We start from the raw sequence: 25,956 nt of genomic DNA, 5'->3' as shown, positions 1-25,956 counted from the left end.
TTATTTTTTTAAGACTTGTGCTTTTTTAGTTTCTGCCGTAAGTATTCTTCCGATTTTCCTTTGGGGATACTAAGGGTCTTCCAATTTTCATCTTTTAATTGCTTGCCTATATAAACAATCTGACCAACGTGATAAGCATAATGAGCCATTTGTCTTTCAATTGCTTCTAGTACAGTATGTTTTTCACCCCGAATGGTTATATTTTTTAATAAATCTTGGCTTTCTAATCCATTCAATGTATCAAGGAGTGTTTTCCATCCTTTTTCCCAAATAGTTATCATTTCCTGTTTCGAGGAGATGTCATCTTCAAATTCTTGGTCTCGATTTCTAGAAGATTTCTCCCCATCTGTTGTTAAAAAGTCCGACCATCTCGAAATCATATTTCCACTTAAATGTTTTGCAATAATCGCAACGCTATTTGAAGCCTCATTTAGCTTCCAGTGTATATCTTCCTCTGATAATTGGCTTATTGTATTATCTCCAAGACTTTTAACGCTTTCAAATCTTTCTTGTACAATTTTCAAGTACTCATTTCCAAGACTCATAAATACTCCTCCTTATTTTTATGCAACAAAACGACCCTTAAACTAAGTTCTCATTCCTAGTATTACTTAATTTTTGTTCAACTACTTACCCGTTACTCACTTATGTTTTTTCCAAGCCTTGTTCTGAGGCAGAGAACTGGAACTCGGAGAAAACAGTATCATCTTTCTCTGTTAATTGGCGCAGCTCTTCAGTTTCTCTTGAAGCAATACGTTCTTATCAGTTTCCGAAAAATAAAAAAGATAATCTTCTCCATGCAGAATGATTCCCTCTCCATTCAATTTTTGGAGGAAGGTTCTCTTGGACAGATCTTTTCGTTGAAACAGGCCTATTTTATCTGCCATAGTAGGCATCAGGCCCGCCATAACCCTGCCGTCAGAAGTTTCTAGCACCATACTCGTCTGTCTGTACTCAGTTTAGGATTGATGGCGACAGTAAAAACTTCATCACTATAGAGGACATCCACGTTCAAGAATTGACCCCACCAAAAGTCAGTTATCGTTTGTGAAAATAAAGACATACTTCTTACCCCCCGTAATTGTATTTTGTTTAAAAATACCATAAAAGGCGCTGAATATTCTGCGCTTTTTAATACATTTTCTTATGAAGTCCTATTCCATTAAATAACCGTTTGATGAAGATGCTTACTGGATTATTTCAGCTGTTCACATATGTGATTTACAATTTCTGATACCGGTTGTGTTCCATCAATGATAATGTCCAAGTTTGGTTGAATCGCGTTTAACATTTCAATACAGCCTTTTCTACCCTGTAATTTTAGTTTAGAGAATAAATAATTTGACCTTTTCACTTTTCATCTTTTAATTTTCGAGCTCTTATTACTGCTAAAACCATCATCCAAATTGAGAAAATTATAGGTCCCACCCAAAAGAATCCCTCTTCAATTATTGCTATAATAATTGCAAAAATCACTAACAAAATTGACGCAGATATTAATCTTAACCATTTTCTATCTTTTAAGACCGATTGATTCATAAATACCCCTCCTCGTTATTAATTTTAAGTTAACGAGTTGTTCTTCTACAAATCGTTTTTGCCCCAATGATTTACAACAAATGCGACCGTTTAAAAAGTAAATTTATTTCTTAAATTCTTTAAATTCGTCAATATAGAAAGCTACATAACCACAATTTGGACATACGGCTGCTTTAGTTTTTGCTGAAACATTATTGAAAACCCCTTTACCCTATTGTGGATAATTTTAATCCCGTACATTCCTCCTTCAACATTTACTTTGCAATCCTCTATCATTTTAGTTTGACATTGATTACATACCTTTTTCATTACGAATCCCCCAATTTTGTTCGACAATCTTCCCATTTGTTGAAGAAACGAATTAAAATAAATTAAACAAAGTATAACATAAACCCTCTAATAACCCGAAAAATTTTTAAGATTATTGATGAATGATAAGATTTAAATCGCACTTATATATTAGCATCTAATTCAAGTGTTATATTGATATACAATTCTCTAATTTTTCTATTGAAAATTAATATAAATTCAATTAAAGGTGTGCTCTTGAACTGAACTAATTATATTAATTTCCCCTGCTTTTTCTAAAGGTAAAATTTACATAATTAATATTTTTTTGGTGATGCTAAGTTTGGGAGGTGAAAAAAATGAAAAGACTTGGAATTATTTTAGCGTCTCTCACCTGTCTGTTTGTTTTATCAGCATTTAGTATTGTGGAAAATTCAGCTCGTTACCCGAATGTTGATAATACACCTATGCAGAACGACGATGAATATATGCGTGAAAAAATGGCAGAACTTAATTTTTCCGAAATAGATATTGACGTTGAATATCAAGGCGGGAAAGAATTTGAAGCCGAGATTGATCAAGATCGAAATGAACCTATTCTCGCCAAAGTAGAAGATGATTTAAATAATGTATACTTACGTGGCAGAGAAGCATTTGATCATATTTTCGAAAGGGCAAACAAATTAGATGTAACGAGCAATAGTACTAAGCAACAAATTATTGATCAAGTTCTGAACGCATTTGATTTACCGAATGATTATATTAAAATAGATGTTGAAATTGAATTTGACGATGGGAAAAAAGTAGACATTGAAGATAGAAAATAAATAACTAAGACAAAAGTGTTTTAGTCATAAAGAAATCCGAACTATCATCGTTAAATTACAAATAGCGTGGAAAACGTATTTCCTTCGCAGTTCCATCTCGATTCGTGTATATAAACATAGTAATTCGGATAACATATTTTTTTATGGATCAAGCATTACACTTTACGGATGGTCCGAAAACTTCATGATTTAAACAGCAAAAAACACACAGACTAATTACATTTCTGTGTGTTTTCCACTGTACAACTTAATTATTTAATTAATTCAAGCTCGACTGGAATGAAATCTTCAACAGGATTACCTGCTACAACTTCGATTGCAGCTTCAACAGCTTTTTCACTTATTAGTTTTGGCTGCTGGGCAACAGTTGCTTCCATACGCCCATCTTCAACAGCTGCACGTGCGTCATCCGTTGCATCAAAACCAACGACTATTACATCATCCAGCATTCCTTGTGCTTCAAGAGCTTCAACAGCACCAAGTGCCATTTCGTCATTATGTGCGAAAACTGCTACGATGTCTTGATGGTTTTGTAAAATGTTTTCCATTACTGAAAGTCCTTCTGTACGGTCAAAATTGGCAGTTTGATTTGCCACTACTTCAATAGAATCGACTCCATCAATAATGTTGTGAAATCCTTCTCCACGCTCAGTTGTTGCAAGAACCCCTGGGATTCCTTCAAGTTCTACCATTTTTCCGCCTCCATCGCCTAGTAGTTCTTGAATGAATGCTCCAGCCATTTCACCACCAGCGATGTTATCAGACGCGATATGTGTAACAACATCTCCACCATTTGCACTTCTATCCACTGTAATCACTGGAATTCCTGCATCATTTGCTGATTCGATTCCAGCTACAACAGCCTCGTCATCTGTTGGATTAACTAAAAGGATATCAATGTCTTGTTGTATTAAATCCTCGATATCACTTATTTGCTTCGAGGGGTCATCTTGTGCATCAGCAACAACGATATCTAGACCATTTGCTTCTGCGGCTTCTTCTGCCCCTTCTCCTAAATCAATAAAGAATGGATTATTCTGAGTCGAAATAGAAAATCCTATTTTAAAACTCTCTGCATCGTCTCCAGTTGTTTGCTTTTCCTCTGTTTTATCCGCATCGTCTGACTTTTCATCAGAACCAGGCTGATCTGTGGAACAAGCAGCAAGCGCAAAAATAAATACTATTGCTAATATACTAACTAACCACTTTTTCATACCTTTTCCTCCTTGTAAAAGTTTTATATTTTTTAATAGATATTTTAAAAAATACCTTATTAAACGAGTTTGAATGTTTTTAAGCAAACTTAAAAACAAATTATAAGCTTATCAATACGCCGTCTTAATAATTAATTCGAGCGGCGGTCTAGCAAAACAGCAAATAGTATTACTGCTCCTTTTACAATCTGCTGATAGAAAGATGAGACGTTTAATAAGTTTAGACCATTACTAATAACACCAATGATTAAACATCCGATTAATGTTCCTGTAATTCGGCCTCTTCCGCCCATTAAACTTGTTCCACCTATTACTACTGCAGCGATCGCATCTAACTCATACGTTGTTCCAGCGGTTGGCTGTGCAGAATTTAAACGACTCATTAAGATAATCCCGGCTAAAACAGACAACATACCCGTAAGAGCATAAACCCAAATTTTCACATTGTCCGTTTTAATTCCAGATAAGGTCGCAGCTTCTTCATTTCCTCCAACTGCATACACTCTTCTACCAAACACCGTATTATTTAATACAAAATAAAGAATAATGAAAACAATAATCATAAAGATAACGGGAACAGGAATCCAGAAAAAATATCCTTTACCAATCATTTCAAATGCTGTACTATCAGATAATCCTGTGATTGGTTTTCCATCAGTGTATACAAGCGTAGCGCCTCTAAAAATCGTCATTGTCGCAAGTGTTGCGATAAACGGTGCCACTTTCCCTTTTGTAATAATGATTCCGTTAATTGCCCCAAGGACTAAACCTAAGAATAATCCTAAACAGATTGCTAAAATAGGATCCATTCCACTTGTAAGCATTCCTGCAGTAAGTGCACTACCTAGTGCTAACATGGAACCTACTGATAAATCAATTCCTGCAGTTAAAATGACAAATGTCATCCCAAAAGCAATTAATGCATTAATTGAAATTTGTCGTAATAAGTTTAAAATATTGTTGGTTGTTAAAAAGTTATCATTAAATATGGCTAATAGAATAATCATTAAGATTAACCCTATGAATGGACCAAGTTTTGCTATATTATTTCTTAATTTACCCTTCATCGTTTACCCTCCCTGTGGCTGCAACCATAATTTTTTCCTGATCTGCTTCTTCTCTGTTTAATACTGTAGTCACTTTTCCTTCGTGGAGCACCATGATTCGGTCACTAACTCCTAGTACTTCAGGTAATTCTGAAGAGACCATAATAATTGCCACACCACTTTCACTCAATTCATTCATGATGGAGTAAATTTCTTTTTTTGCGCCAATGTCCACTCCACGTGTCGGCTCATCAAGGAGGAGCACTTTGGGGCTAATACCGATCCATTTTGCAATAACGACTTTTTGTTGATTTCCGCCACTTAATCGTTTTACTTCTTGGCTCATTCCGGATGCTCTGACATGGAGTTTTTCCATTAATTTATTTACAAGTTCTACTTCTTTTGTTTTGGAAACAACCCCATTACTTGAGAATGAATTCATGTTTGTTAAGGAGATGTTTTCACGAATCGATGCATTTATAACGAGTCCTTTATCTTTTCGGTCTTCGGTAACAAAGGCTAATCCGGCTTTTATGGCATCTAGCGGATGGTTAATGACAAGTTCTTTTCCGTATAAAAATATTTTTCCTTTACTTTTCTTCCGATAACCAAAGATGGTTTCCATTACTTCGGTTCTGCCTGCTCCCATTAAACCCGCAACACCGAGTATTTCTCCTGCTCTTACTTCTAAATTAACATCGGCAAAAAGACTTTCTAATTCTAAGTCTTTTACCTCAAAAACTACATCACCGATTTCAGCATTTCTAACCGGAAATCGCTCCCCTAGCTCACGACCAACCATCATTCGTACAACCTCATCAAATGATGTTTCTTTAATATTTTCTGTTCCGATATATTCACCGTCTCTGAGTACCGTTATACGGTCACAAATTTTAAATATTTCTTCCATACGGTGTGAAACGTAAATAATACTGACACCTCGTTCACGCAATGAGTTAACGACTTCAAATAAAACTTCAATTTCTCTATCTGTAAGTGCTGCTGTCGGTTCGTCCATAATTATTAATTCAGATTTGGTTGCAAGTGCTCTAGCAATCTCTATCATTTGCTGCTGACCTACGGATAAATTTCCTGCAAGTTCATCGGGATTTATATTCGTAACCCCTAATTCTTTTAAACTTTCAAGCGTTGCATCTTTCATCGCTTTTTTATTTAAGAATCCTAGTTTTCCAAAGGTTAGTTCTTTTCCTAAAAACATATTTTGCGTAACAGTCAAATGCGGGATAATATTTAGCTCTTGGTGAATAATATTGATCCCACGCTCTTCTGCCTCTTTTGGGTTTGTAAAGGATACCTGTTCTCCTTTTACTTTAACGACACCATTATCACGTGTATAGACTCCGGATAAAATTTTAATTAAAGTTGACTTCCCGGCACCGTTCTCGCCCATTAGGGCATGAACTTCCCCTTTTGCAACATTAAAATGAATATCTTTTAACACATGAACCCCGGAAAATGATTTATTGATCCCGGTCATTTCAACAAAATATTCTTGACCCATCACTCCACCTCCTTATAGAAAAATTTTTCGAACATTTTCTACCTTTTCTGTATAGCCGCCTTCCTTCTCATTAAAAAGTTGGGAAGTTCCGAGCACAAATACGTTAGCACCTTTTTCAACTAAACTTGGAATCGTTTTTTCATTAATATTTCCATCGACTTCAATCAACGGACGAGAACCTAGATTTGCTACCCGTTCCTGTAATATGTCGAGTTTTTCAAGAACGGAATAATTAAAAGCTTGACCGGCAAAACCGGGATTTACTGTCATCATTAGAACCATGGCTACCTCGGATAAATAGGGAACGATTTCCTCGACCGATGTTTCCGGACTTATTGCAATAACTGGCTTAATATTCTTTTTTTGCAAGAGATCAATTTCTTTTCCCGCATCGTTTGTTGTTTCAATGTGAAATGACATATATTCCGGTTGCAGCCCAGCAAACATTTCAATGTATTTTGCTGGTGAAACTGTAGCTAAATGAATATCCAAAGGAATCGATGTTGCCTCTTTAATTTCCTCTAATACATAAGGTCCCATCGCTAAATTATTTACAAAAACCCCATCCATCACATCACAATGTAATAGTTCAATTCCTGCTTGCTCCAAATTACATAACTCTTCTTTTAAACGGATTTGATCGGCACACATGATCGATGCAGCAATTTTATGCATTAGTACGCCCTTCTAAAGCACTTAGTTCAGAAGCATCGGCATTAAACTTCTCAATTGCTTCAAGAGCAAGTCCTTTATTCGCCATTTGTGCAAATAGCTCGTACGAAATCGTTGCTGTGTGTGCCCCCGCTGCTAAAATTTGTACGATTTGGCTCGTGTTTTTAAAACTTGCAGCCAATATTTTTGTGGAAAACTGTTGATCATCATAGACTTTTCGGATTGTTCGAATCGCTTCATACGGATCAATATTGTTGTTTTCCATTCGGTTCACATATGGTGCAATATAATCACTTCCTGCCATTGCAGCAAGTAATCCTTGATCAGCTGAATAGATGGCCGTTGCTAATATTTTTACGCTTGGATGGCGATCTTTCATTGATTTAATCGCTTCTACTCCTTCCAAGTGTGCAGGTATTTTAAGAGCAATCCGTTCTGATTGAAATATATCAAGGATTGCCTCACCATCTGTAAGAATTTCCTCAACTGACATTCCTTCTGTTTGAACAAATACTTCTCCTGTTGTTACTGATAAAATTTCGTTAATTATATCTTTACGCTGTTTTTTTTCTTTAAGAAGGATGGACGGATTTGTCGTCACACCTTTTAAAATATTCACTCGCGTTGCTTTTTTAAGTTCTTCAATATTCGCTGTATCGAGGTATAACATTGTTCGACTCCTTCTTTTAATTGTTTTGTAAGTAAATAGCCAAATTATTTTGTTTGCAAAAAGTTTGTACTTCTTCCATCGTCGGGATTCCGGCTTGTGCCCCATGTTTTGTCACTTTTAAGGCAGCAACGATATTAGCATATGTTGCCGCTTCTACTAAACTTTGTCCGTCTATGAGCGCACTTGCTAAGGCACCAGCAAAACAATCTCCAGCCCCTACTGTGTCAACAGCCTTCACTTTAATTGATTCAACAAACGTTAATGCATCACCATCGAAAATATATGAGCCTGATGACCCTAATTTTAAAACACCTTGTTCGACACCCTTTAAGCGAAAAATATTTGCCGCCTTTTGTGCAGATTGTTTATCTTTGATGAGTACTCCAGTTAAAACCTCTGTTTCGTGGATATTTGGGAGTACGATATCTGCTAGCTGAATCAGTTCATCTGTTACTTGGTTGGCAGGGGCAGGATCAAGAATAACGTTTAGCCCTTTTTCCTTTGCCGTTTTCATTGCCATCAGAACAGTTTCATAAGGAGATTCCATTTGGGTAAGTAAAATCTTAGCATCTAATCTCTGAATACATTCCGCAACATATGCTGGGGTAAGTTCACCATTTGCACCTTCTACATAAATAATCGTGTTTTCCGCTTCATCATCTAAAATAATTGTTGTTTGACCAGAACTAGCATCGGCTAGTCTTTTTATACTCGATGTATCCACTTGATTTTTTTGTAAATCGTTAATTAATGTATTCCCGTGAACATCTTCGCCTACACAACCGATTAACGAAACTTCTTTATTTTGTCTAGCACAAGCAATTGATTGGTTTGCCCCTTTTCCACCTGGGAATTCCATTATTTCTTTCCCAAAAACTGTTTGACCCCTTTCCGGATACACATCAACAGATGTAACAATATCCATATTTATACTTCCAACGACACAAATTTTGGACATAATTTTTCCTCCTAAGGATTCTCGAAAAATCCTTCTTGTAAACTGTTTTATCTCATTGTTGATTCTCTAAGTACAAAGTCAACATTTAGCTCAAATTTTTTTGGTTCATTATTTCGTTCTTCAATTTGCTTTAATAGTTCTTTCATCGCAAGTTGACCCATATGATAAATCGGCTGCTGGATCGTTGTGATACTTGGAACCGTAAGCCTACTCATATCAATTCCATCAAAGCCAACTATTGCAAGTTCATTCGGGATTTTTTTCCCCCATTCGTACGCCGCTTTTAACGCACCGATAGCGATTAAATCGTTGGAACAAAAAATGCCGTCGATTTCTGGATGACGTGAAAATAATTCTTTTGCTACTTGATACCCACTTTGTACGCTAAATTCGGCCATTCCAATCCAGCTTGGATCAAACCATGGCATATTACTTACGACATCTCGATATCCCCACATTCGGTGAGTTGCGTTTAATGTATCTTCCAACCCACTAATATGTGCAATCCGCTTACATCCCACTTCGACAAGATGCTCAGTTGCCATCCTGCCACCTTCACGGTTTTTTACTGTGATCGAAGTAAAGTCATGATCCTGTAAGACTCTATCCATCATCACTAATGGAATTCCTAAACTTTTTAATTTTTGTAAATCCTCTCTCATAATATTATGTGAGTTAATGATGATCCCATCTACATATTGGGAACTTAATGAATCAATATAATCTATTAATCTATCACGTCTGTCATCCGTATTACATAACAGTACATTGTACCCATTTTCTCTAGCAATATCTTCAACTGCTCTTGCCATTTCAGGGAAAAACGGGTTCGTAATTGTTGGAACAATTAATGCAACTGCATACGATCTACGGTTAGATAACCCTCTTGCAACCATATTTGGCGTATAAGCTAAATCTTTAATTGCTTGTTGTACAGTTTCCTTTGTTTCTTTTCTTATCGTGCCTTTATTATTAATAACCCGAGATACAGTAGCGATAGATACCCCCGCTTTTTTTGCAACATCACGAATTGTAGCCATCTTTACACCTCCTGTAACCGGTTTTTTTATAATCCATTACGTAACCGGTACCACTAATGAATATATTGAAATGTAACCGGTTATATATTATAATTTATAGGACAACTTTATTTTTGTCAATCATTTTGGAGGTGTTAATTATGAAAAAAAATGGAATTTTACACAATGAACTGGCACAAGCAATTGCGCAGTCTGGTCATCTTGATAAATTTGTGATTGGAGATGCAGGTCTTCCTGTCCCACCCGGAGTGAAATGCATTGATCTTGCATTGATAGAGGGACAGCCAAGTTTTATGACAACATTGAAAGCGGTTTTAGATGAATTACACGTAGAAGAAGCGATCATTGACACAGAAATGGAAGAGGTTAGCCCTCATAAGAAAGAGGAATTACTAGAAATTGTCGGTGATGAGTTTCCTATTAAAGCTATCCCTCATGCGGAACTTCAGGAAATTGCAAAAGAAGCAAAGGTAATTATCCGGACTGGCGAATTTACACCTTATTGTAATATCGTATTGATTGCAGGAGTGCTATTTTAATATACGGATATAAATTTAAAATAATAGAAGGGATTGGATACATATGAAGGTTTTAATTGCAGGGGAAACGTGGATTAAACATATCATTCATGTAAAAGGATTTGATTCATTTACAAATTCAGAATACGGTGAAGGCATTGGTTGGTTTAGAGAAGCAATGAAAAGCGGAGGTATCGACATGACGCATATTGCAAGTCATGACGTTGCCGAAAAGTTTCCTTCTACTGTAGAAGAATTACAACAATATGATGCTGTTATTTTGAGTGATGTCGGCAGTAATACTATTTTAATGAACATTAACACATTCACACATAGTGCAGTTCAACCGAATCGATTAAATGTAATTAAAGAATATGTTGAGACTGGCGGCGGTTTTGCGATGATTGGTGGATATATGTCTTTCCAAGGAATCGATTGTAGAGGACAGTATAAAGATACCGCGATTGAAGAAATTTTACCGGTTAACTTAATGTCTACAGATGACCGTTCTGAGCATCCAGAAGGCGTTCATTTTGAAATCATTCAACCAGACCACCCTGTTCTAATCGGTATTCCGAACGAATGGCCACATTTTCTCGGTTACAACCGTTTAAAAGCAAAAGAAGGCGCAGAAGTAATTGCTGAACATAACGGACATGCTTTTATTAGTACAATTGAATATGGAAAAGGTAGAACACTAGCATTCGCCAGTGATTGTGCTCCTCACTGGGGACCAAAAGAGTTCGTTGAATGGGAACATTACAACGCATTTTGGGTGAATGTAGTGAAATGGCTAGCGAAAGAAATCTAAATTGTTTAAAAGCCTGCAGTTCAGTCTGCAGGCATTTTTATTCTAGTGAAGTTTCTTGAATAACTCTTACATTTCCTTCGTATAAGCTCTCATACTTCCTAGGAGTGTCGTCAAATTATATCGTACAATTCTTTTTACGAATACGAATATGGTCTACTCTCCAAACAAACGTATCACGCACTGTATCCTTCCTCCTCAAATAAAACAACATTATTACGGATTCTCCAAATATGACAGATTACCCAATCAGCACAGATACATCCTGGATTCCCGGAAACACGTAACGAGGAGGGATTAAACCCGCATAAACACTAGGAAATCAACTCGTTATGAGTTTTTTCTATAACGATGACTTTAAGGGCGGGTAAAGTTTCAAACCCATTGATTTTACTGGTTTTTTTACTGAGTCCTCGTTATGTTATCCTGGGAATTCAGAATACATTGCAATTATTTAGTGATATTCCCTTTCTCGTAACGCGTTTATTAATGATATTCCCATTATATCAATTCTACATCAAAAGAAATTTGATTGAGTATTCAAGCATTTTCTGCTTTACATCCGTTCTGCCGGAATAATTTGCCCATGATCAATTAAACAAGTTCAACCTCATATTCCCTTCCTCCATATAGAAATTATTTAGCTAAACACTTCTCATGCATGCTCAAATTTGTTGATACTTAATAAACATGAAGTGGATAAATATTTCTAAATTAATTAAAACAAGAGCGAAACTTTAGGAGAACAAGCTAATCTCCTCTCTCACCTATGCCCTACTAAATCACTATATTTTCCTGTCCGTTATGGTATCATTTCATTGGACGCTACAAATCGATGCAATTCCAACAAGTAAACATGAGAAAAAGGTGAACATATGAGTAAGTGGTTTTTTATAAATTTGTGCTTACTTCTTTTTGCTATTTGGAAAATAAGTACAGGACATTTAGGCATACATATTATTTTTGGAGCACTTGGGCTGTTTTTCTTTTTGTATAATTGGACAAGACATGCGGTATTTGCAACAATCCGCTCCAAAATAAGTAGAAAACGAAAAATAAAATATGCAACTCTTTCAAAAAAAGTGTTACCATTACATAAATATACCGGTTCAGCTGCCCTTATTTTCATTATCGTTCATGCAACATTTGTCATTTCACTATTTGGATTACAATTAACGAATATAAAATTACTAAGTGGGCTCCTAGCAGGTATCACACTACTTTTATTAGTTATTACTGGATGGATCCGTTGGTGGAGAACAACTTACACGATTCGGATCATACATTTAAGCTTAGGATTTACACTGTTTGCTCTTATTCTTCTACATATTATTCTTTAATCGTGTTCCTACGCTTATTCTCGCTAATTATCTGATACAATGAGGTTATTGTTTTTATAAAGGTAGACCTGGTTTATTTAAAGGGCACTGTTGCTTTAAAAGGGAGTTTGGCTTCATTCTGCCCCACTTCATAAAAGGAGGGAGGAGAGTTTTATTTTTACTACACCAATTGTTATTACCGCTATTATAGGAGTTTTACTTTTTATCATAGGAAAAATTACTAATATTCGCTGGCTCAGTTTAATAGCAGTATTTTTACTCTTAATTGCCGTGTGGTTTATTGTTAGTAAATATTTTGGAGCCTTGTAACCATTGTCCATCCTACTTTCGCTCCGCTAAGTAAATGTCTAACTTGATTGAATTTTTTTACTATTATCTGTTTTTTTTGGTAGAATAGTATATACAATACGTAACTTAAGTGAAAGGGGAATGGATAGTGACAAGGAAAACAGAACAGATTCATAGGGAGTTAAATCAATTAGATGGAAATGTTCTAACGGTTTACTTAAATACGAACCCTAGAAGTGAAGACTGGAAAATTCGTTTGAAAAATGGTTTACGTAAAACGGAAGAGTACGTAGCAGCTTCAAATCCCGAGCAAGTTAAGGAGTTTAAAAAAATTTGTAAAAAAGTAGATACAACGATTAAAAATAATCAAGTGTCTTTTACAAATAGTTTAATCTGTTTTGGTTCAATGAAACATCTGTATATTTATCATTTACAAGTCCCCGTGGAAAATGATTTTCAGTGGAAAGTTGGCCCGGCAAAAGAACAAATGGAAACACTTATGGATAAGTATTCAAAAAGTGGAGTCATTTTATTGCAGCGAGATAAAGTGACGCTATTAACCTCTTCTTTAGGAGAATTAATTCATCAAACTCATTACGAATTAGATTTGGAAAAAGAAGATTGGAAACAGTATAAAGGTCTTGCATATGGAAGCGTTTTTGCAAGCAGTACGAATCATCGTGATAAATTTGACCGAAGAATCCGAGAAAATCAAGCGAGATGGTTTAAACGAATTGTCCCAGCAATCGAACGCTATGCTCGTAATCAAAAATGGAAAAACACCCACCTTGCAGGGCCAGCCGAATTAACAAATGAGATGAAAAAACAATTAAATCTAAATATTACTGGAGAAACAACGAGGAATTATTCCGGAAAATCAGCACATGCAATATTGGAAAGAACAGTCCTTGCACCTGGTAGTTAATAAAGAACAAAATTATGTTATTTAGAGAAAAATCCGAACTATCATTCATGAAATTTGAATTAGTTCGGATTTTCTTTTATTCGAAAAATCGGCTCATTACAATATTTAATATCCGGGTCGAGTCTATTAAAACAATAATCATAGCAATTAAAAATAATCCATAACCGATATAACTCACTATATCTAGTGTCATATTTATATTAAGATCCCTATAATTGTCCAAAGCGTAATTTAAAGGCCTCCTTTAGATTTTGCTTGGATAGGGGAATAATTACATACCTTTATAAAACATACTTTAAACATTAAGGCGATTTTTTGCCTTACATTTTATTTTGACACATGTACTACATAATCAGCCAAAAGACGGGCACCATAGCCTGTTGATGAGTTGCCATAATAGCCTTCTTGTTTACTGTCCATTACTCCGGCCATGTCGACATGGAGCCACCTGCAATTTTCTGGAACGAAACGACGTAAGAACAACGCTGCAGTAATCGCACCTGCTGAACCTTGGGTGCTAATATTACTAAAATCTGCATAATCACTTTTCAACGTTTTATCATAATCATCAATTAACGGCATTGGCCAGACAAAGTCACCGTTTTCATCCCCTATATTTTTGATTTGATACATTAACTCCTCGTCTCCGAAAACACCTCCTATTTTCGGACCTAATGCACGTAAAATTGCACCAGTCAATGTAGCAATATCAACGACATAATCGGCACCTAACTCCCCGGCTCGAATTAATCCATCTGCTAAAATAAGACGTCCTTCAGCATCTGTATTTCCGACTTGAACTGTTTGACCTGTTTTGTAGGTAATGATTTCTCCAGGTAAAATCGAATGGCGGTCTGGAATATTTTCTACCGTTTGAATAAGACCAACGACATTCACATTTGCATTTGATGCTGCAAGAAGTTTTACCGCTCCAGCAACCGCGGCAGCTCCGCCCATGTCCAAGCGCATATCACTTAAATCACGCGCATTTTTCAAACTAATTCCGCCTGTATCAAACGTTACCCCTTTTCCAACGAGAGCGATTAGAGGTTTAGATGCATCCCCTTCATAATGAAGTTCAATAAAAGCTGGATCATATTTACTACCGCGATTCACTGCGAGAAGTCCATTCATTTCCATATCTTCTAATTTTTCTTTATTGTGAACGACCACATCTACATGACTGTTAGCAAATTCTTCTTGCAAAATTTCTGGAAATGTTTCAGGATTAAGTTTGCTTGAAAGTTCATTCATGAGATCACGTGAAAAGCTTGTTGCTTCAGCACGAGTTTTTCCAGCTTCAAAAAGCGATTGAATTACTCCAGTAATCTTCAAAGAAGTTGCTGATGCGCTTTTCTCCGTTTTATAATTATCGAACACATAGCTACCAAGATACCAACCTTCCGTAAAAGCAATTACTGTCTTATCGCCATTAAGCTCACTGAACGCCGTTTTCAATTTCTTACCATCTACTTCGGCATTTTCTATTTCACGTTTCATAAGTTCACGAGCGATCGAACCGGCAATCATCCGAACTTTATCAAGCTTTTGTTTTTTCTTAGACACATCTTTCACGATAATATGTAATTCTTTATCAACAAGTAATGTAGCAAAATCTCCCGATGATTTTTTAACAAAATCCTGCAACTCTACACTTTCCGAATTAAATAAAATTTTCGCATGCTTAATCATTAAATAGCCTCCTATCAATTTCACTTAATTAAAAGTATGACCCAATTTATAACTTTTCGCAATGATTGTACTGTTATGATACGAGGAGGGATTCGATGAAAAGTGTAACGGATTATCTTGGAAGGAATGTTAATTTTCACTACCCACCGCAACGAATTGTTTCCTTTGCTCCTGCTATTACCGATACATTATATCGTTTGGGGCTTGATACAGAAATTGTCGGTCGAACCCGATTCTGCATTCATCCAAAAGGAAAAGTCGAAAAAGCTATGAAACATGTTACGTACGATCCATTAAACACCCCTTTTTAAGACTTTACACGAACATAGAAAAATTGCCTGAAGTGCCCCCTCCTTCAGGCAATTACATACCAAACGTTCATGCAGTTTCTTGAAACTGACTCTTATACAACTCCGCATAAAATCCGTCTAATTTCAATAATTCTTCATGTGTTCCTTGTTCTATTACAGCACCTTGGTCCATCACCAAAATAACATCAGCATCTTTAATCGTTGACAAACGATGTGCGATAACAAAACTTGTACGTCCTTTCATCAACGTATTCATTGCTTCCTGTATATGAACTTCTGTCCGTGTATCGACACTTGATGTCGCCTCGTCTAATATCATAATTGGAGAATCTGCTAACATTGCCCGAGCGATTGTAATTAGCTGTTTTTGTCCTTCAGAAATATTCGACGCTTCTTCATTCAAAATCGTCTCATAACCGTCCGGCAATGTCTGGATAAAATGATGTGCATAAGCAGCACGTGCAGCTTCATAAATTTCTGCATCATTCGCATTATCTTTACCATACGCTATATTTTCTTTAATCGTTCCTTTAAATAGCCACGTATCCTGCAGCACCATTCCAAACTTGCCACGTAAATCATCACGTTCTATCCGTGTAATATCAACACCATCAATCGTTATTCGTCCACCATTAAGTTCATAAAATCGCATGAGTAAATTTACTAAAGTCGTCTTCCCTGCTCCAGTAGGTCCGACAATTGCGACAGTTTGTCCAGGAGCGACATCGATATTCAAATCTTCTATTAAAAGTTCTTTACTATACCCAAAAGCAACATGTTCAAAACGTACAGCACCTTGTGTTTGTTTTACCGTAACCGCATTCCGGACCGGTTCTTCTTCCTCTTCGTCCAATAACTCAAAAACACGCTCGGCCGCCGCAATCGTAGACTGAATGATATTAGCAATGTTTGCCGTCTGAGAAATCGGCTGAGAAAACTGTCTCGTGTACGTTATAAAAGCTTGGATATCCCCGATAGAAATCGTTCGCTGAGTTACCAAAATCCCGCCTACAATACTGATGAGTACATAACTAATATTCCCAATAAAAGTCATCAGCGGCATAATAATCCCTGAAATAAACTGTGCCCGACACCCGGCGTCATACAGCTCTTCATTTATTTTCTTGAATCGATGAATAGAATCTTCTTCCCGTCCAAATGCTGTTACAACTTCATGTCCTGTATACATTTCTTCTATATGCCCATTTAAATGTCCAAGTGTCTTTTGTTGCTTACCAAAATGTTTTTGTGACCTTTTTAGTAAAGGCCTTATGACAAATAATGAAAGTGGAATGCTAATGACCGCAATGACTGTTAGTAACGGGCTAATCCATAACATCATCACCATAATTCCGATGATCGTAACGAATGATGTAATAAATGACGTTAAACTTTGCTGCAAAGTCGTTGCGATCGTATCGATATCATTCGTTACCCGGCTTAATATATCACCATGGGAACGACCGTCAAAATAAGAAAGCGGCAAATGATTCATTTTCCCAAACACATCTTCACGTAAATCATAAACCGTTTTTTGCGAAACACCGGCCATAATGTATTGTTGAAAAAATTGAAACACACTACTAAATAGATAAAGACCTGCAAGTAACAATAAAAGGAGAGCAATTTTTGAAAAATCAATCGCTGCACCTGGAATTCCTTGAAATTTTGCGTAGGCACCTTCAAATAAAACTGTAATCGTACTTCCCATTACCATTGGACCTATTACACTAAAAACAGTTCCTAAAATGGCTGCAACGACAACGAGCAGCAAACTCATTCGCCGCGGTTTCAAATATGCAAGCAAACGCCGAAACGTTTTCTTGAAATTTTTCGGTTTATCAAGCCCAACGAGCATCCCACCATGTCCACGCGGACCTGATGGTTGTCGTTTTTCCTTCGTCATGCGATCTCCCCCTCTCCAAACTGGGAGGCAACAATTTCTTGATACACCTTATTCGTTTGTAACAATTCCTTATGTGTACCAAGGCCGACCATTTTTCCTTTTTCCAGGACAATAATTTGATCTGCATCCATAATCGTACTGACTCGTTGCGCAACAACAATCATGACACTATCCTCTATTTCATTTCTGAGTGCTTCACGCAGTTTCTTGTCAGTTTTATAATCGAGCGCAGAGAAACTATCATCAAAAATACATATATCCGGTTTTCTAACAAGTGCTCGCGCAATCGATAAACGCTGTTTTTGTCCTCCAGACAAATTCGCTCCACCTTGTTCAATCTCAGAATCATACCCGTCCGACAAGTTACGAATAAATTCATCTGCTTGCGCAATTTCTGCTGCATGCCTTATTTCTTCTTCAGTCGCATCTCCTTTTCCAAAACGAATATTTTCCGATACAGAACCAGAAAAAAGTAACGCTTTCTGTGGAATAAGACCAATTTTTTCCCTAATCTCCGTTAATCTTGTCTCATGAATGTCCACACCATTTAACAAAATTTTGCCTGCAGAGATTTCAAAAAATCTAGGGATGAGATTAACTAACGTCGTTTTACCTGACCCAGTCCCACCGATAATCGCTGTCACCTTCCCGGCCTTGGCCGTAAAAGAAATACCTTCAAGTGCCGGTTCCTCTGCTCCGGGATAATAAAACGTCACATCACAAAATGCAACTGAAGCCTGTGCCGAAACGGGAGATGTATTCCCTTCTTTAGGTACCATACGCTCCATCTCCATTACTTCCTGTATCCTGCTCGCAGAAACAGATGCTCTCGGTAAAATAACAAACATCATCGACGCCATCATAAGTGCAGACATAATAAGCATGACATATTGGATAAACGCCATCAAATCTCCTATTTGCATATTTCCACTATCAATACGCAATCCTCCGAACCAAATAATAAGCACAATCGTCATATTCATCAGTAACATCATTAGTGGCATTGTAAACGCCATGAGCCGATTTACTTTAATCGAAATATCCGTTAGATCTGTATTCGCATCTTTCAGTCGTTTTCGCTCTGCCTGCCCTTTTGCAAATGCTCTAATCACACGGATTCCAGTCAAATTTTCCCGAAACACCATATTGAGTCGATCCAGCCGCTTCTGTACTCCTTGAAAAAGCGGGTATCCTTTTTTCAAAATGACCCAAATCGCCAACGCAATAAACGGGATAGCAAATAAAATAACGAATGACAGTTTTGCATCTTTAGATAAAGCCATAATAAGTCCGCCAACAAGCATAAACGGTGCTGTTAAAACCATTCGCAACATCATAACTGTTGCCTGCTGAATTTGTGTCACATCATTTGTCGTTCTAGTAATTAAAGATGCCGTACCAATCGTATCAAACTCTGAAAGGGAAAATTTACTCACATGTGTAAACACATCTTCCCGAATATCTCGCCCAACACTCATCGCAACTTTTGCCGCATAGTGACTAATGACTATAGACATCACGATACCGACAGCAGCCACAACGAGCATCATCGAGCCAATTTTCCAAATGTATGGTATATCGCCTGTCACAACCCCATTATCAACAATATTCCCCATCAATGTCGGTAAATAAAGTTGTGTTAACGCCTGAACAAAAATAAACAGAAAGATCATAAAAACGAGAAATTTATATGTCAATATATAATTAGCAATTTTACGCACGACGTCACCTGCTTCAAATTATTTTCCATACTTAATATTAGCATAGTAGCAACTTGTATCATAAAGAAGACTCGTTTCAATATATAAGGCTCTGCATAGTAATGAATCATCTCGATGGCTTGGAAAATGACTCTGCATGTTGTCAATCGACTCGACGGTTTGGAAAATAACTCTGCATGTTACCAATCGACTCAACGTTTTAGAAAATGACTCGACTTGTTACCAATCAACTCAACGTTTTAGAAAATGACTCGACTTGTTGCAAATAGATTCAACATCTTGAAGGTCGATTCACTTCCCCAATGGTGATAAATCGTTTTATCTCAGTTTGTTTCCACAAATTAGCTCGCCAAGCCAAGTCTCTGCCTTATCATTATTCGTCTTTTGAGTATACAAATCTCATTTTAGTAACGCCTCAAAGAAAAAATAAGGTTGCTCCCATTCCAGGAACAACCTTATTCTTTATTTGAGAAAAAACATCTTAATTTTTTGCGAAATCGATTAATTTATATTTTTCTGTGTAGTTATTTTCCCGCCCGTTTTAGCTTAAACGGTGCATAAATTAATGCGAAGATTAGAAACAGGCCTAAATATCCAATTGTAGAATAGAATTTGGCAACTAGTGTTGTAAATCCTACAAAACTAAGAATAAATCCAATTACTAAAGTAATAACCGTAGCAATATAAGCTTTCTTTGTGTCCATTTCAAAAAATCTAGCGACAAAACCATAAAACATACCGAGAGCAGTATTAAAGATCATGCCGAATATAATAATTGCAAAGAAAATAGCAAGCACTGGAGAAATATCATCAACAATCTTTAACAATGGCAAATCAAACGCTGCAACGACATCAATTTTTGAAAAAATTGCTAAGTGTGCTAATATAATCATAAGACCTATTCCAAGACCTCCGACTAACCCACCAATTCCAGCGATCCGAGAATCTTTCTCTGCTCCTCCTGTAATGAGTGCCATTCCAGCTCCAACAGCAATATTAAAGGATACATAATTTATTGCAGAAACAAACCAGTTCGGAAAAGACTTCGGCTGACTTTCTGCAATCGGTTTTAATTCAGCAAAGGATGCATCCATTGTACCAAAACTATAAATTGAAATAATAACGATAAATAGCAATAGGAATGGTGTAATACTTGCAATAACAGCAACAACTTTATCCACTTTTAACATCATTGAAAGTGCAACGATAACTGTCATAATTAAACTTCCTACAAACACAGGCAATCCAAACTGTTGGTTAACTGTTGAACCTGCTCCGGCAATCATAACAACCCCAACACCAAATAATGTAAATACAATGATAGCGTCTACAATAACACCTAAATAACGTCCGCTAATTTCATAAATTGCCGACTTATGAGAATCCGCTTGTAAACGGCTTCCAATATTTGCTAACACCATTCCTAAATAAGCAAATAAAGCAGTTGCAACAATTGCAGCAAATGTTCCTTTGTAACCGAAACTAGTAAAGTACTGTAAAATCTCTTGACCTGATGCAAACCCTGCACCTACAATTACGCCAATAAAAGCAAAACCGATTTTTAATACTCTAAGCATTTTCAAACCTCCTATATGTTGTTGTAATATACGTATCGTATTAGTATTTTCATTAAAGTTAAAGTCGAGTGTTATGTTTTACCAGTGATTAAGGATAACCGTTAAGCCTTCGTTACTCAAGCCAAGTTTATGCTTTTATAACGAACAAAATAGTGCGTGAAAACCGGTTATTGTAAATCGTTGATAAGGTTTTCACGCACAACTTTTTATCCGATTAGGAAAGTACCTTCGATTTTTCAAAGCGATTAAAACGAAGTGGTTCTTTCGGGATAATCGTTTCTGATTTTTCATTAACGATATCCGCGGTTAATTTCCCGGTCACGGGCGCTAAACAAATTCCATCACCTTCATGCCCCGCTGCGATGTAAAAGCCTGGCACTTCTTCAACATCGGAAACAATCGGTAAATTATCTTCAGTAAATGGACGGAATCCAGTGTATGATCGGATAATTTTGAAATCATCCATTTTCGGGAAAAATCTAAGTCCTCTTTTTGCGATTGTCTGGATAACCTGAATATCAATGGAGCTGTCATAACCCACAAACTGACGGCTGCTTCCAAGGAGGAAGTTTTGACTCTCAGTCGGTTCGAGTACAAGTGCTACCCCATGTTCAGCAGTACGTTCATCAGCAATACGCTCACGACCGAATTTATTCATGAGATAACCAAATTCCATTACATTACGCATCATAACCGGCTCTTGTCTTGATCCAACAAGGATATGCCCTTTACGCGGAATAATGGGAATATCTAGATCAAGCATTTTACCAATAAATGGCGCCCATACTCCTGCAGCGTTTACAACTTTTTTAGCACGAACATTGCCATTCGTTGTTTCGATTGTAAAGTCATCGTCTTTGATAATATTTGTAACTTCTGCCTGTATTTTTACATCCAATCCAAATGAACCTTGAGCTTTTTCGATTAAAGAATAACAGAAAAGATAAGGGTTAATTAGCGAATCAGTTTCACACTCAAGTCCCCCCGGAATATCATGGGCGAAAAATGGTGATTCATTCCGAATATCTTTCTGGTCCAATACATTAAATTTCAAGCCACTCTCGCGTTGTGTTTTTACCCAATCAGCTGCCGCTTGCATTTCATCATCGTTATCACAAACTAATATACTGCCATGTTTTCTGTATTCAAACGGCAGATTTAATTTATGGTGAAGATCCTCAATCAGTTCCTGACTAACTAAAGACATATGACTGTCAAATCCTGGATCCTTGTCAACAATTGTTAGGTTACCGTCACAACGAGAGCTTGTACCACTTGCAATGTCATTTTTTTCGATTAAAATACAATCGAGCCCAGATTCAGCAATGTAGTAAGCGACCGCACATCCAACAATACCGCCACCTATTACAGCCACTTCATAGTTTTTAGTACTCATAAGCTACAACCTCCAGCGCAAAAAATTAAGAAAAATTTTACTCTAAACCTATAATAACATAATTTAAATTATATTTTGTGTTAGAATATAAATATTAGTAGTAATTATTTAAATTTCTTAAGTAAGGAGGCCTATGATGCGAGATTTAATCATATGTCGATGTGAAGAAGTTTCTTTAAAAGATTTAGAGGAAACAGCCAAAAAATACAATTGTTCTGCACGAGAACTAAAATTACGGACAAGGGCAGGAATGGGTTTTTGTGGTGGACGTACTTGTCGCCCAGCAGTCGATAAAGTATTAACCAATTTGACTAAAGAAGACCCAACCAATGCTATTCCGTTAAAAGTCGCTCCTCCAGTAAGGCCATTATCTATAACAGATTTGGGAGGTGCTGCTAAAGATGAGTAAAAGAATAGAAAATCATCCGGTTTTAGGTCAATTGGACAAGCAGAAAAAGGTAACGTTCCAATTCGATGGTAAAGCATATGAAGGTTTTGAAAATGATACAATTGCATCAGCTTTATTAGCAAATGGAATACGTACTCTCCGTAAACACGAAGAGTCTGGAACTCCAAGGGGAATTTATTGTAATATTGGTCATTGTTACGAATGTCGCGTAACAGTAGATGATACTACAAATATACGTGCTTGTCTTACTCCAATTCATGAAAACATGGTTGTAGAAAGTGGAAAAGTTCAACCAGATCCTTTGAATCCGAATAACGAAGGAGAACTTCCAAGAACGTATGCAGAATTCAAGCGACGGGAGGAACAAAAAAAGAATGCAAATGAATGATGTTGTTATAATCGGTGCAGGACCAGCAGGTTTATCTGCTGCAATCCAATGTAGAGAAAATGATTTAAGCGTTGTCGTTCTAGATGAATTCCCAAAAACCGGTGGTCGGTTGCTTGGGCAACTACACCAAGAACCAAGCGGTGAATGGTGGAATGGAATGAAAGAAAGTGAAGCTTTAAAAGAAAAAGCCGAAAAAGTTAATACTGATATTCGGTTAGGTGTATCTGTTCACCATATTGAAACATTGGACGATCATTTCGTCATACATACTACAAAAGAATTTTTCGCTGCAAAAAATGTACTCATCGCAACAGGTGCAGCAGAATCAGCAGCTCCTATTCCTGGTTGGACACTTCCAGGTGTCATGTCGATTGGTGCAGCACAAGTAATGACCAATGTGCATCGTGTAAGCGTTGGCGGTAAAGGTATTGTCGTTGGCGTAAACGTTTTATCCGCAGCAATTGCTCGTGAACTGCAACTTGCCGGAATTGATCTGCATAGCATGGTGCTTCCTGCTCGTAATGTCGTTTCAGAAGATCAGGCAAATCCAAGACAGGTAATGGAACGTCTGGTGCGAATCGCACATTTAGCGCCATCTGCGTTCATTAAGTTTGGTAGCAAGTTTGCTAAATTTAAATTCGTTCAAAATTTAGCACTGCAATTTTATCCGAAAGACGGAATCAAGATGTGGGATATGCCGATCCATCTGCGTAAAGCAATCAAACAGATTAACGGTACAGACAAGGTTGAATCCGTTACGATGGTTGATGTAACAATGGATGGAGATATTATTCGTGGAACAGAAGAGGAAATTCCGGTTGATTTCGTTTGTATCGCTGGTGGTTTGTATCCGTTAGCGGAACTTGCTGCAGTTGCTGGTTGTCCTTTCCAATATTCTGAAGAACTTGGTGGTCATGTACCAGTTCATAATGAAAAAATGGAAACGCCAATCGAGGGCATTTACGTTGCAGGAAATATTACTGGGATTGAAAGTGCAAAAGTAGCTCGTGAACAAGGAACCGTTGCAGGTTTGTCTATCGTTAAGAAAGAAACGAACCACCCTGAAATCAATGAAAAGTTACTAGCGGCAAAGAATGATGTTAAAACAACTCGCCAAGCCGCTACAATCCAGTTTCATCCACGCATCGTAGAAGGACGTGAAAAAGTTACAACTGCTTTTAACGAATTGGTGAATGAGTAGTTAGGAAACTTGGCTTATCGCCAAGCCTTGGCGAAAGCATTAGTTGCACTTATGCAGTAGGAAAGTTTTATACTATCTTATCTGCCAACAAAGGTGGTAAGGAGTAAAAGATGAATAAAGGACTTCACTCAGTAAGAGAAAAAAGTCTTGTTTTTATCGGCTTTATGGGCGTTGGTAAAACGACAGTTGCCCAACTTGTTGCGAAAAAACTATACCGCGACTTTATTGATATTGACCAAGAAATTGAAAAAGAGTTTGGAATGCCGACGACTGAAATTTTCAAAAAAATTGGAGAAGCCGCATTTAGGGAAAAAGAAAAAGAATATGTTCTCCACTATTGTAAACAACCATTAAAAGTTATTTCACTTGGTGGTGGCGCTTTTATGCAAGAAGACATTCGCAATGCCTGCCTTGATCACAGTATCGTTTTTTACTTAGATATCTCATGGGACTCCTGGAAAGAACGACTGCATATGCTTGTGGACAGTCGCCCTGTTTTGCAAAACCGATCCATTGATGATATCGAAACATTGTTTAATGAACGGAAAACTTTATATGAGGATCATAACTCCAAGTTAGTAACAGATAACTTTAATGAAGAAGAGGTGGCGGATTATATTATCGATTCCGTAAAACTCGCTTGGGATTTATATAGCTAAGAAAAGGACAGTAAATTCACTGTCCTTTTTTATCCGATCATTTTTAGTCCCACTGCCCCCGTTATAATACAGGTCAAAAATATAATTCGTAATAAACTGGCCGACTCTTTAAAAAAGAAAATTCCCATAATCACTGCTCCCGTTGCACCAAGTCCTGTCCAAATTGCATAAGCAGTACCGAGCGGAATTTCTCTCATCGCTAACCCTAAAAAAGTGAAACCAAAAGTAAAGCATAAAACGAGAATTAGTAGCCAGAAAAAGTTTCTTTTTTTCAAAAAAACATTTATACTAGCTACGCCAAATATTTCTCCAAAACTAGCAATGACAAGGTACATCCAGGCCATTTAATTACCTGCCCTTCCTGAAAGAACTTGTTTGGATTCCTTGTTGTTCGTCGTTAATTGAATGCCGACTACACCGATTATAATTAAACCGATACAAAATGCTTGTCCTATTGAAAACTCTGACCCCAACAAAGTAAAGTCAATAATTGCAATTGCGGCGGCACCTGACCCTGTAAAAACTGCGTACACCGTTCCGGATGGTAAAAGATCGCATGCTTTAATAATAAAATAAAAACTAAAAATTAACGTAACCACTGTTCCCGTCCACATTAAAAAATTAGTTGAATATTTTAATCCAAGCACCCAAAATATTTCAACGAAAGCAGCCAAAAAAACATAAACCCAACCCATAATTATCACCCCTATTCTTTTAGTTAGACTTAGAGGATGTTCAAAAAGACCGGTAAAAATGACACTGCGAATTTCGCACGAATGCTTGCATCTCCGCTCCTTGGAAAAGGAAAGCACTTTTTTGTGTGCTAGAAGCGTTTCCTTGGAAAAGAAGAACACTTTTCCTGCGTGCCAGATCTTTGCTCATGTATCTAAATGTAGCAGGGGATCTTCCGTTAAAACCGCCCACGTCCTGTGGGCAACACGGAAATCATCACATCCTGTGAAAGTCCGCTGCTCGAAACCGCGCCTCCTCGAACTTTTTGATCCTTTTTATCCTTTTTGAACACGCACTTTTAGATAGTTC

At 37.0% G+C, this 25,956-nt stretch carries 26 protein-coding genes; 10 read left to right on the top strand and 16 right to left on the bottom strand.

All coding sequences use genetic code 11. The annotated features are described in order from the left end of the window. Positions 1-8: 8 nt before the first annotated feature. Together SPD89_RS05690 and SPD89_RS05685 are read right to left on the bottom strand one after the other, a co-directional pair. Entirely contained in the window at positions 9-545 is a 537-nt protein-coding gene (locus tag SPD89_RS05690; protein WP_336260996.1) for a DUF1572 domain-containing protein, read from the bottom strand. Positions 546-1,350: 805 nt separating this feature from the next. Then, a complete protein-coding gene (locus SPD89_RS05685) occupies positions 1,351-1,539 on the bottom strand; it encodes a hypothetical protein (protein ID WP_336260995.1) in 189 nt (62 codons plus the stop codon). A 647-nt stretch (positions 1,540-2,186) separates the two neighbouring features. Between SPD89_RS05685 and SPD89_RS05680 the strand changes: the two genes are divergently transcribed. Continuing rightward, entirely contained in the window at positions 2,187-2,654 is a 468-nt protein-coding gene (locus SPD89_RS05680; RefSeq protein ID WP_336260994.1) for a YusW family protein, read from the top strand. 251 nt (positions 2,655-2,905) lie between these two features. Here the strand turns inward: SPD89_RS05680 and SPD89_RS05675 are convergent, their stop codons facing one another. From SPD89_RS05675 to SPD89_RS05645, 7 genes are all read right to left on the bottom strand, one after another. Next, positions 2,906-3,868 (bottom strand): D-ribose ABC transporter substrate-binding protein, encoded by a 963-nt coding sequence (locus SPD89_RS05675; RefSeq protein WP_336260993.1) that lies wholly within the window; start codon positions 3,866-3,868, stop codon positions 2,906-2,908. Positions 3,869-3,999: 131 nt separating this feature from the next. Further along, the gene (locus SPD89_RS05670) at positions 4,000-4,935 is read right to left on the bottom strand and encodes an ABC transporter permease subunit (protein ID WP_336260992.1); all 936 of its coding nucleotides are present in this window, start codon (positions 4,933-4,935) and stop codon (positions 4,000-4,002) included. After that, entirely contained in the window at positions 4,925-6,436 is a 1,512-nt protein-coding gene (locus SPD89_RS05665) for a sugar ABC transporter ATP-binding protein (protein WP_336260991.1), read from the bottom strand. The genes SPD89_RS05670 and SPD89_RS05665 overlap by 11 nt, the downstream gene beginning before the upstream one ends. A 12-nt stretch (positions 6,437-6,448) precedes the next feature. Then, a complete protein-coding gene (locus SPD89_RS05660; RefSeq protein WP_336260990.1) occupies positions 6,449-7,111 on the bottom strand; it encodes a ribulose-phosphate 3-epimerase in 663 nt (220 codons plus the stop codon). Continuing rightward, a complete protein-coding gene (locus tag SPD89_RS05655; protein ID WP_336260989.1) occupies positions 7,104-7,778 on the bottom strand; it encodes a transaldolase family protein in 675 nt (224 codons plus the stop codon). Before SPD89_RS05655 ends, SPD89_RS05660 begins: the two co-directional genes overlap by 8 nt. A gap of 16 nt (positions 7,779-7,794) precedes the next feature. After that, positions 7,795-8,736, bottom strand: a complete 942-nt coding sequence (rbsK, locus tag SPD89_RS05650; protein ID WP_336260988.1) for a ribokinase — start codon at positions 8,734-8,736, stop codon at positions 7,795-7,797. A 47-nt stretch (positions 8,737-8,783) separates the two neighbouring features. Beyond that, complete coding sequence (locus SPD89_RS05645) at positions 8,784-9,776, bottom strand: LacI family DNA-binding transcriptional regulator (protein ID WP_336260987.1); 993 nt, start codon at positions 9,774-9,776, stop codon at positions 8,784-8,786. 140 nt (positions 9,777-9,916) lie between these two features. On the opposite strand from SPD89_RS05645, the gene rbsD reads away from it, so the two are divergent. The 4 genes from rbsD to SPD89_RS05625 all read left to right on the top strand — a co-directional run bounded on the left by rbsD (position 9,917) and on the right by SPD89_RS05625 (position 13,655). Beyond that, complete coding sequence (rbsD, locus tag SPD89_RS05640) at positions 9,917-10,315, top strand: D-ribose pyranase (protein ID WP_336260986.1); 399 nt, start codon at positions 9,917-9,919, stop codon at positions 10,313-10,315. Positions 10,316-10,358: 43 nt separating this feature from the next. Further along, complete coding sequence (locus SPD89_RS05635) at positions 10,359-11,105, top strand: glutamine amidotransferase (protein WP_336260985.1); 747 nt, start codon at positions 10,359-10,361, stop codon at positions 11,103-11,105. Between the two features lie 872 nt (positions 11,106-11,977). After that, entirely contained in the window at positions 11,978-12,442 is a 465-nt protein-coding gene (locus tag SPD89_RS05630) for a hypothetical protein (protein WP_336260984.1), read from the top strand. Positions 12,443-12,878: 436 nt separating this feature from the next. Further along, positions 12,879-13,655, top strand: coding sequence for a VLRF1 family aeRF1-type release factor (locus SPD89_RS05625; protein ID WP_336260983.1), 777 nt, complete (start codon positions 12,879-12,881; stop codon positions 13,653-13,655). 327 nt (positions 13,656-13,982) lie between these two features. Here SPD89_RS05625 and SPD89_RS05620 read toward each other — a convergent pair whose 3' ends face one another. Continuing rightward, on the bottom strand, positions 13,983-15,347 hold the full coding sequence (locus SPD89_RS05620) for a M17 family metallopeptidase (RefSeq protein ID WP_336260982.1): 1,365 nt from the start codon (positions 15,345-15,347) through the stop codon (positions 13,983-13,985). Between the two features lie 95 nt (positions 15,348-15,442). On the opposite strand from SPD89_RS05620, the gene SPD89_RS05615 reads away from it, so the two are divergent. Beyond that, entirely contained in the window at positions 15,443-15,658 is a 216-nt protein-coding gene (locus SPD89_RS05615; RefSeq protein ID WP_336260981.1) for a hypothetical protein, read from the top strand. Positions 15,659-15,725: 67 nt separating this feature from the next. Here SPD89_RS05615 and SPD89_RS05610 read toward each other — a convergent pair whose 3' ends face one another. The 4 genes from SPD89_RS05610 to SPD89_RS05595 form a co-directional block, all read right to left on the bottom strand. Then, entirely contained in the window at positions 15,726-17,564 is a 1,839-nt protein-coding gene (locus tag SPD89_RS05610; protein WP_336260980.1) for an ABC transporter ATP-binding protein, read from the bottom strand. Then, positions 17,561-19,285, bottom strand: a complete 1,725-nt coding sequence (locus SPD89_RS05605) for an ABC transporter ATP-binding protein (protein WP_442961063.1) — start codon at positions 19,283-19,285, stop codon at positions 17,561-17,563. Before SPD89_RS05605 ends, SPD89_RS05610 begins: the two co-directional genes overlap by 4 nt. Positions 19,286-19,809: 524 nt before the next feature. Further along, positions 19,810-20,862: a YkvI family membrane protein gene (locus tag SPD89_RS05600; protein ID WP_336260979.1), complete on the bottom strand. Its 1,053-nt coding sequence runs from the start codon at positions 20,860-20,862 to the stop codon at positions 19,810-19,812. A 214-nt stretch (positions 20,863-21,076) separates the two neighbouring features. Continuing rightward, positions 21,077-22,258: an NAD(P)/FAD-dependent oxidoreductase gene (locus SPD89_RS05595; RefSeq protein ID WP_336260978.1), complete on the bottom strand. Its 1,182-nt coding sequence runs from the start codon at positions 22,256-22,258 to the stop codon at positions 21,077-21,079. A 136-nt stretch (positions 22,259-22,394) separates the two neighbouring features. Here SPD89_RS05595 and SPD89_RS05590 point away from each other — a divergent pair, with 136 nt between their 5' ends. The 4 genes from SPD89_RS05590 (at position 22,395) to SPD89_RS05575 (ending at position 24,915) form a co-directional block, all read left to right on the top strand. Continuing rightward, complete coding sequence (locus tag SPD89_RS05590; protein WP_336260977.1) at positions 22,395-22,667, top strand: (2Fe-2S)-binding protein; 273 nt, start codon at positions 22,395-22,397, stop codon at positions 22,665-22,667. Further along, entirely contained in the window at positions 22,660-23,055 is a 396-nt protein-coding gene (locus SPD89_RS05585) for a (2Fe-2S)-binding protein (protein WP_336260976.1), read from the top strand. Before SPD89_RS05590 ends, SPD89_RS05585 begins: the two co-directional genes overlap by 8 nt. After that, a complete protein-coding gene (locus SPD89_RS05580) occupies positions 23,042-24,256 on the top strand; it encodes an NAD(P)/FAD-dependent oxidoreductase (protein ID WP_336260975.1) in 1,215 nt (404 codons plus the stop codon). The genes SPD89_RS05585 and SPD89_RS05580 overlap by 14 nt, the downstream gene beginning before the upstream one ends. Before the next feature lie 110 nt (positions 24,257-24,366). Continuing rightward, on the top strand, positions 24,367-24,915 hold the full coding sequence (locus tag SPD89_RS05575; RefSeq protein WP_336260974.1) for a shikimate kinase: 549 nt from the start codon (positions 24,367-24,369) through the stop codon (positions 24,913-24,915). Between the two features lie 29 nt (positions 24,916-24,944). Here SPD89_RS05575 and SPD89_RS05570 read toward each other — a convergent pair whose 3' ends face one another. Further along, a complete protein-coding gene (locus SPD89_RS05570) occupies positions 24,945-25,259 on the bottom strand; it encodes a DMT family transporter (protein ID WP_336260973.1) in 315 nt (104 codons plus the stop codon). Continuing rightward, on the bottom strand, positions 25,260-25,610 hold the full coding sequence (locus SPD89_RS05565; RefSeq protein WP_336260972.1) for a DMT family transporter: 351 nt from the start codon (positions 25,608-25,610) through the stop codon (positions 25,260-25,262). Between the last annotated feature and the right edge of the window lie 346 nt (positions 25,611-25,956).

The organism is Pseudogracilibacillus sp. SO30301A (genome assembly GCF_037072025.1).
GTDB lineage: Bacteria > Bacillota > Bacilli > Bacillales > Amphibacillaceae > Pseudogracilibacillus.
Note: the sequence above shows the minus strand (reverse complement) of the source record. Positions and strands in the feature narration are given on the sequence as shown.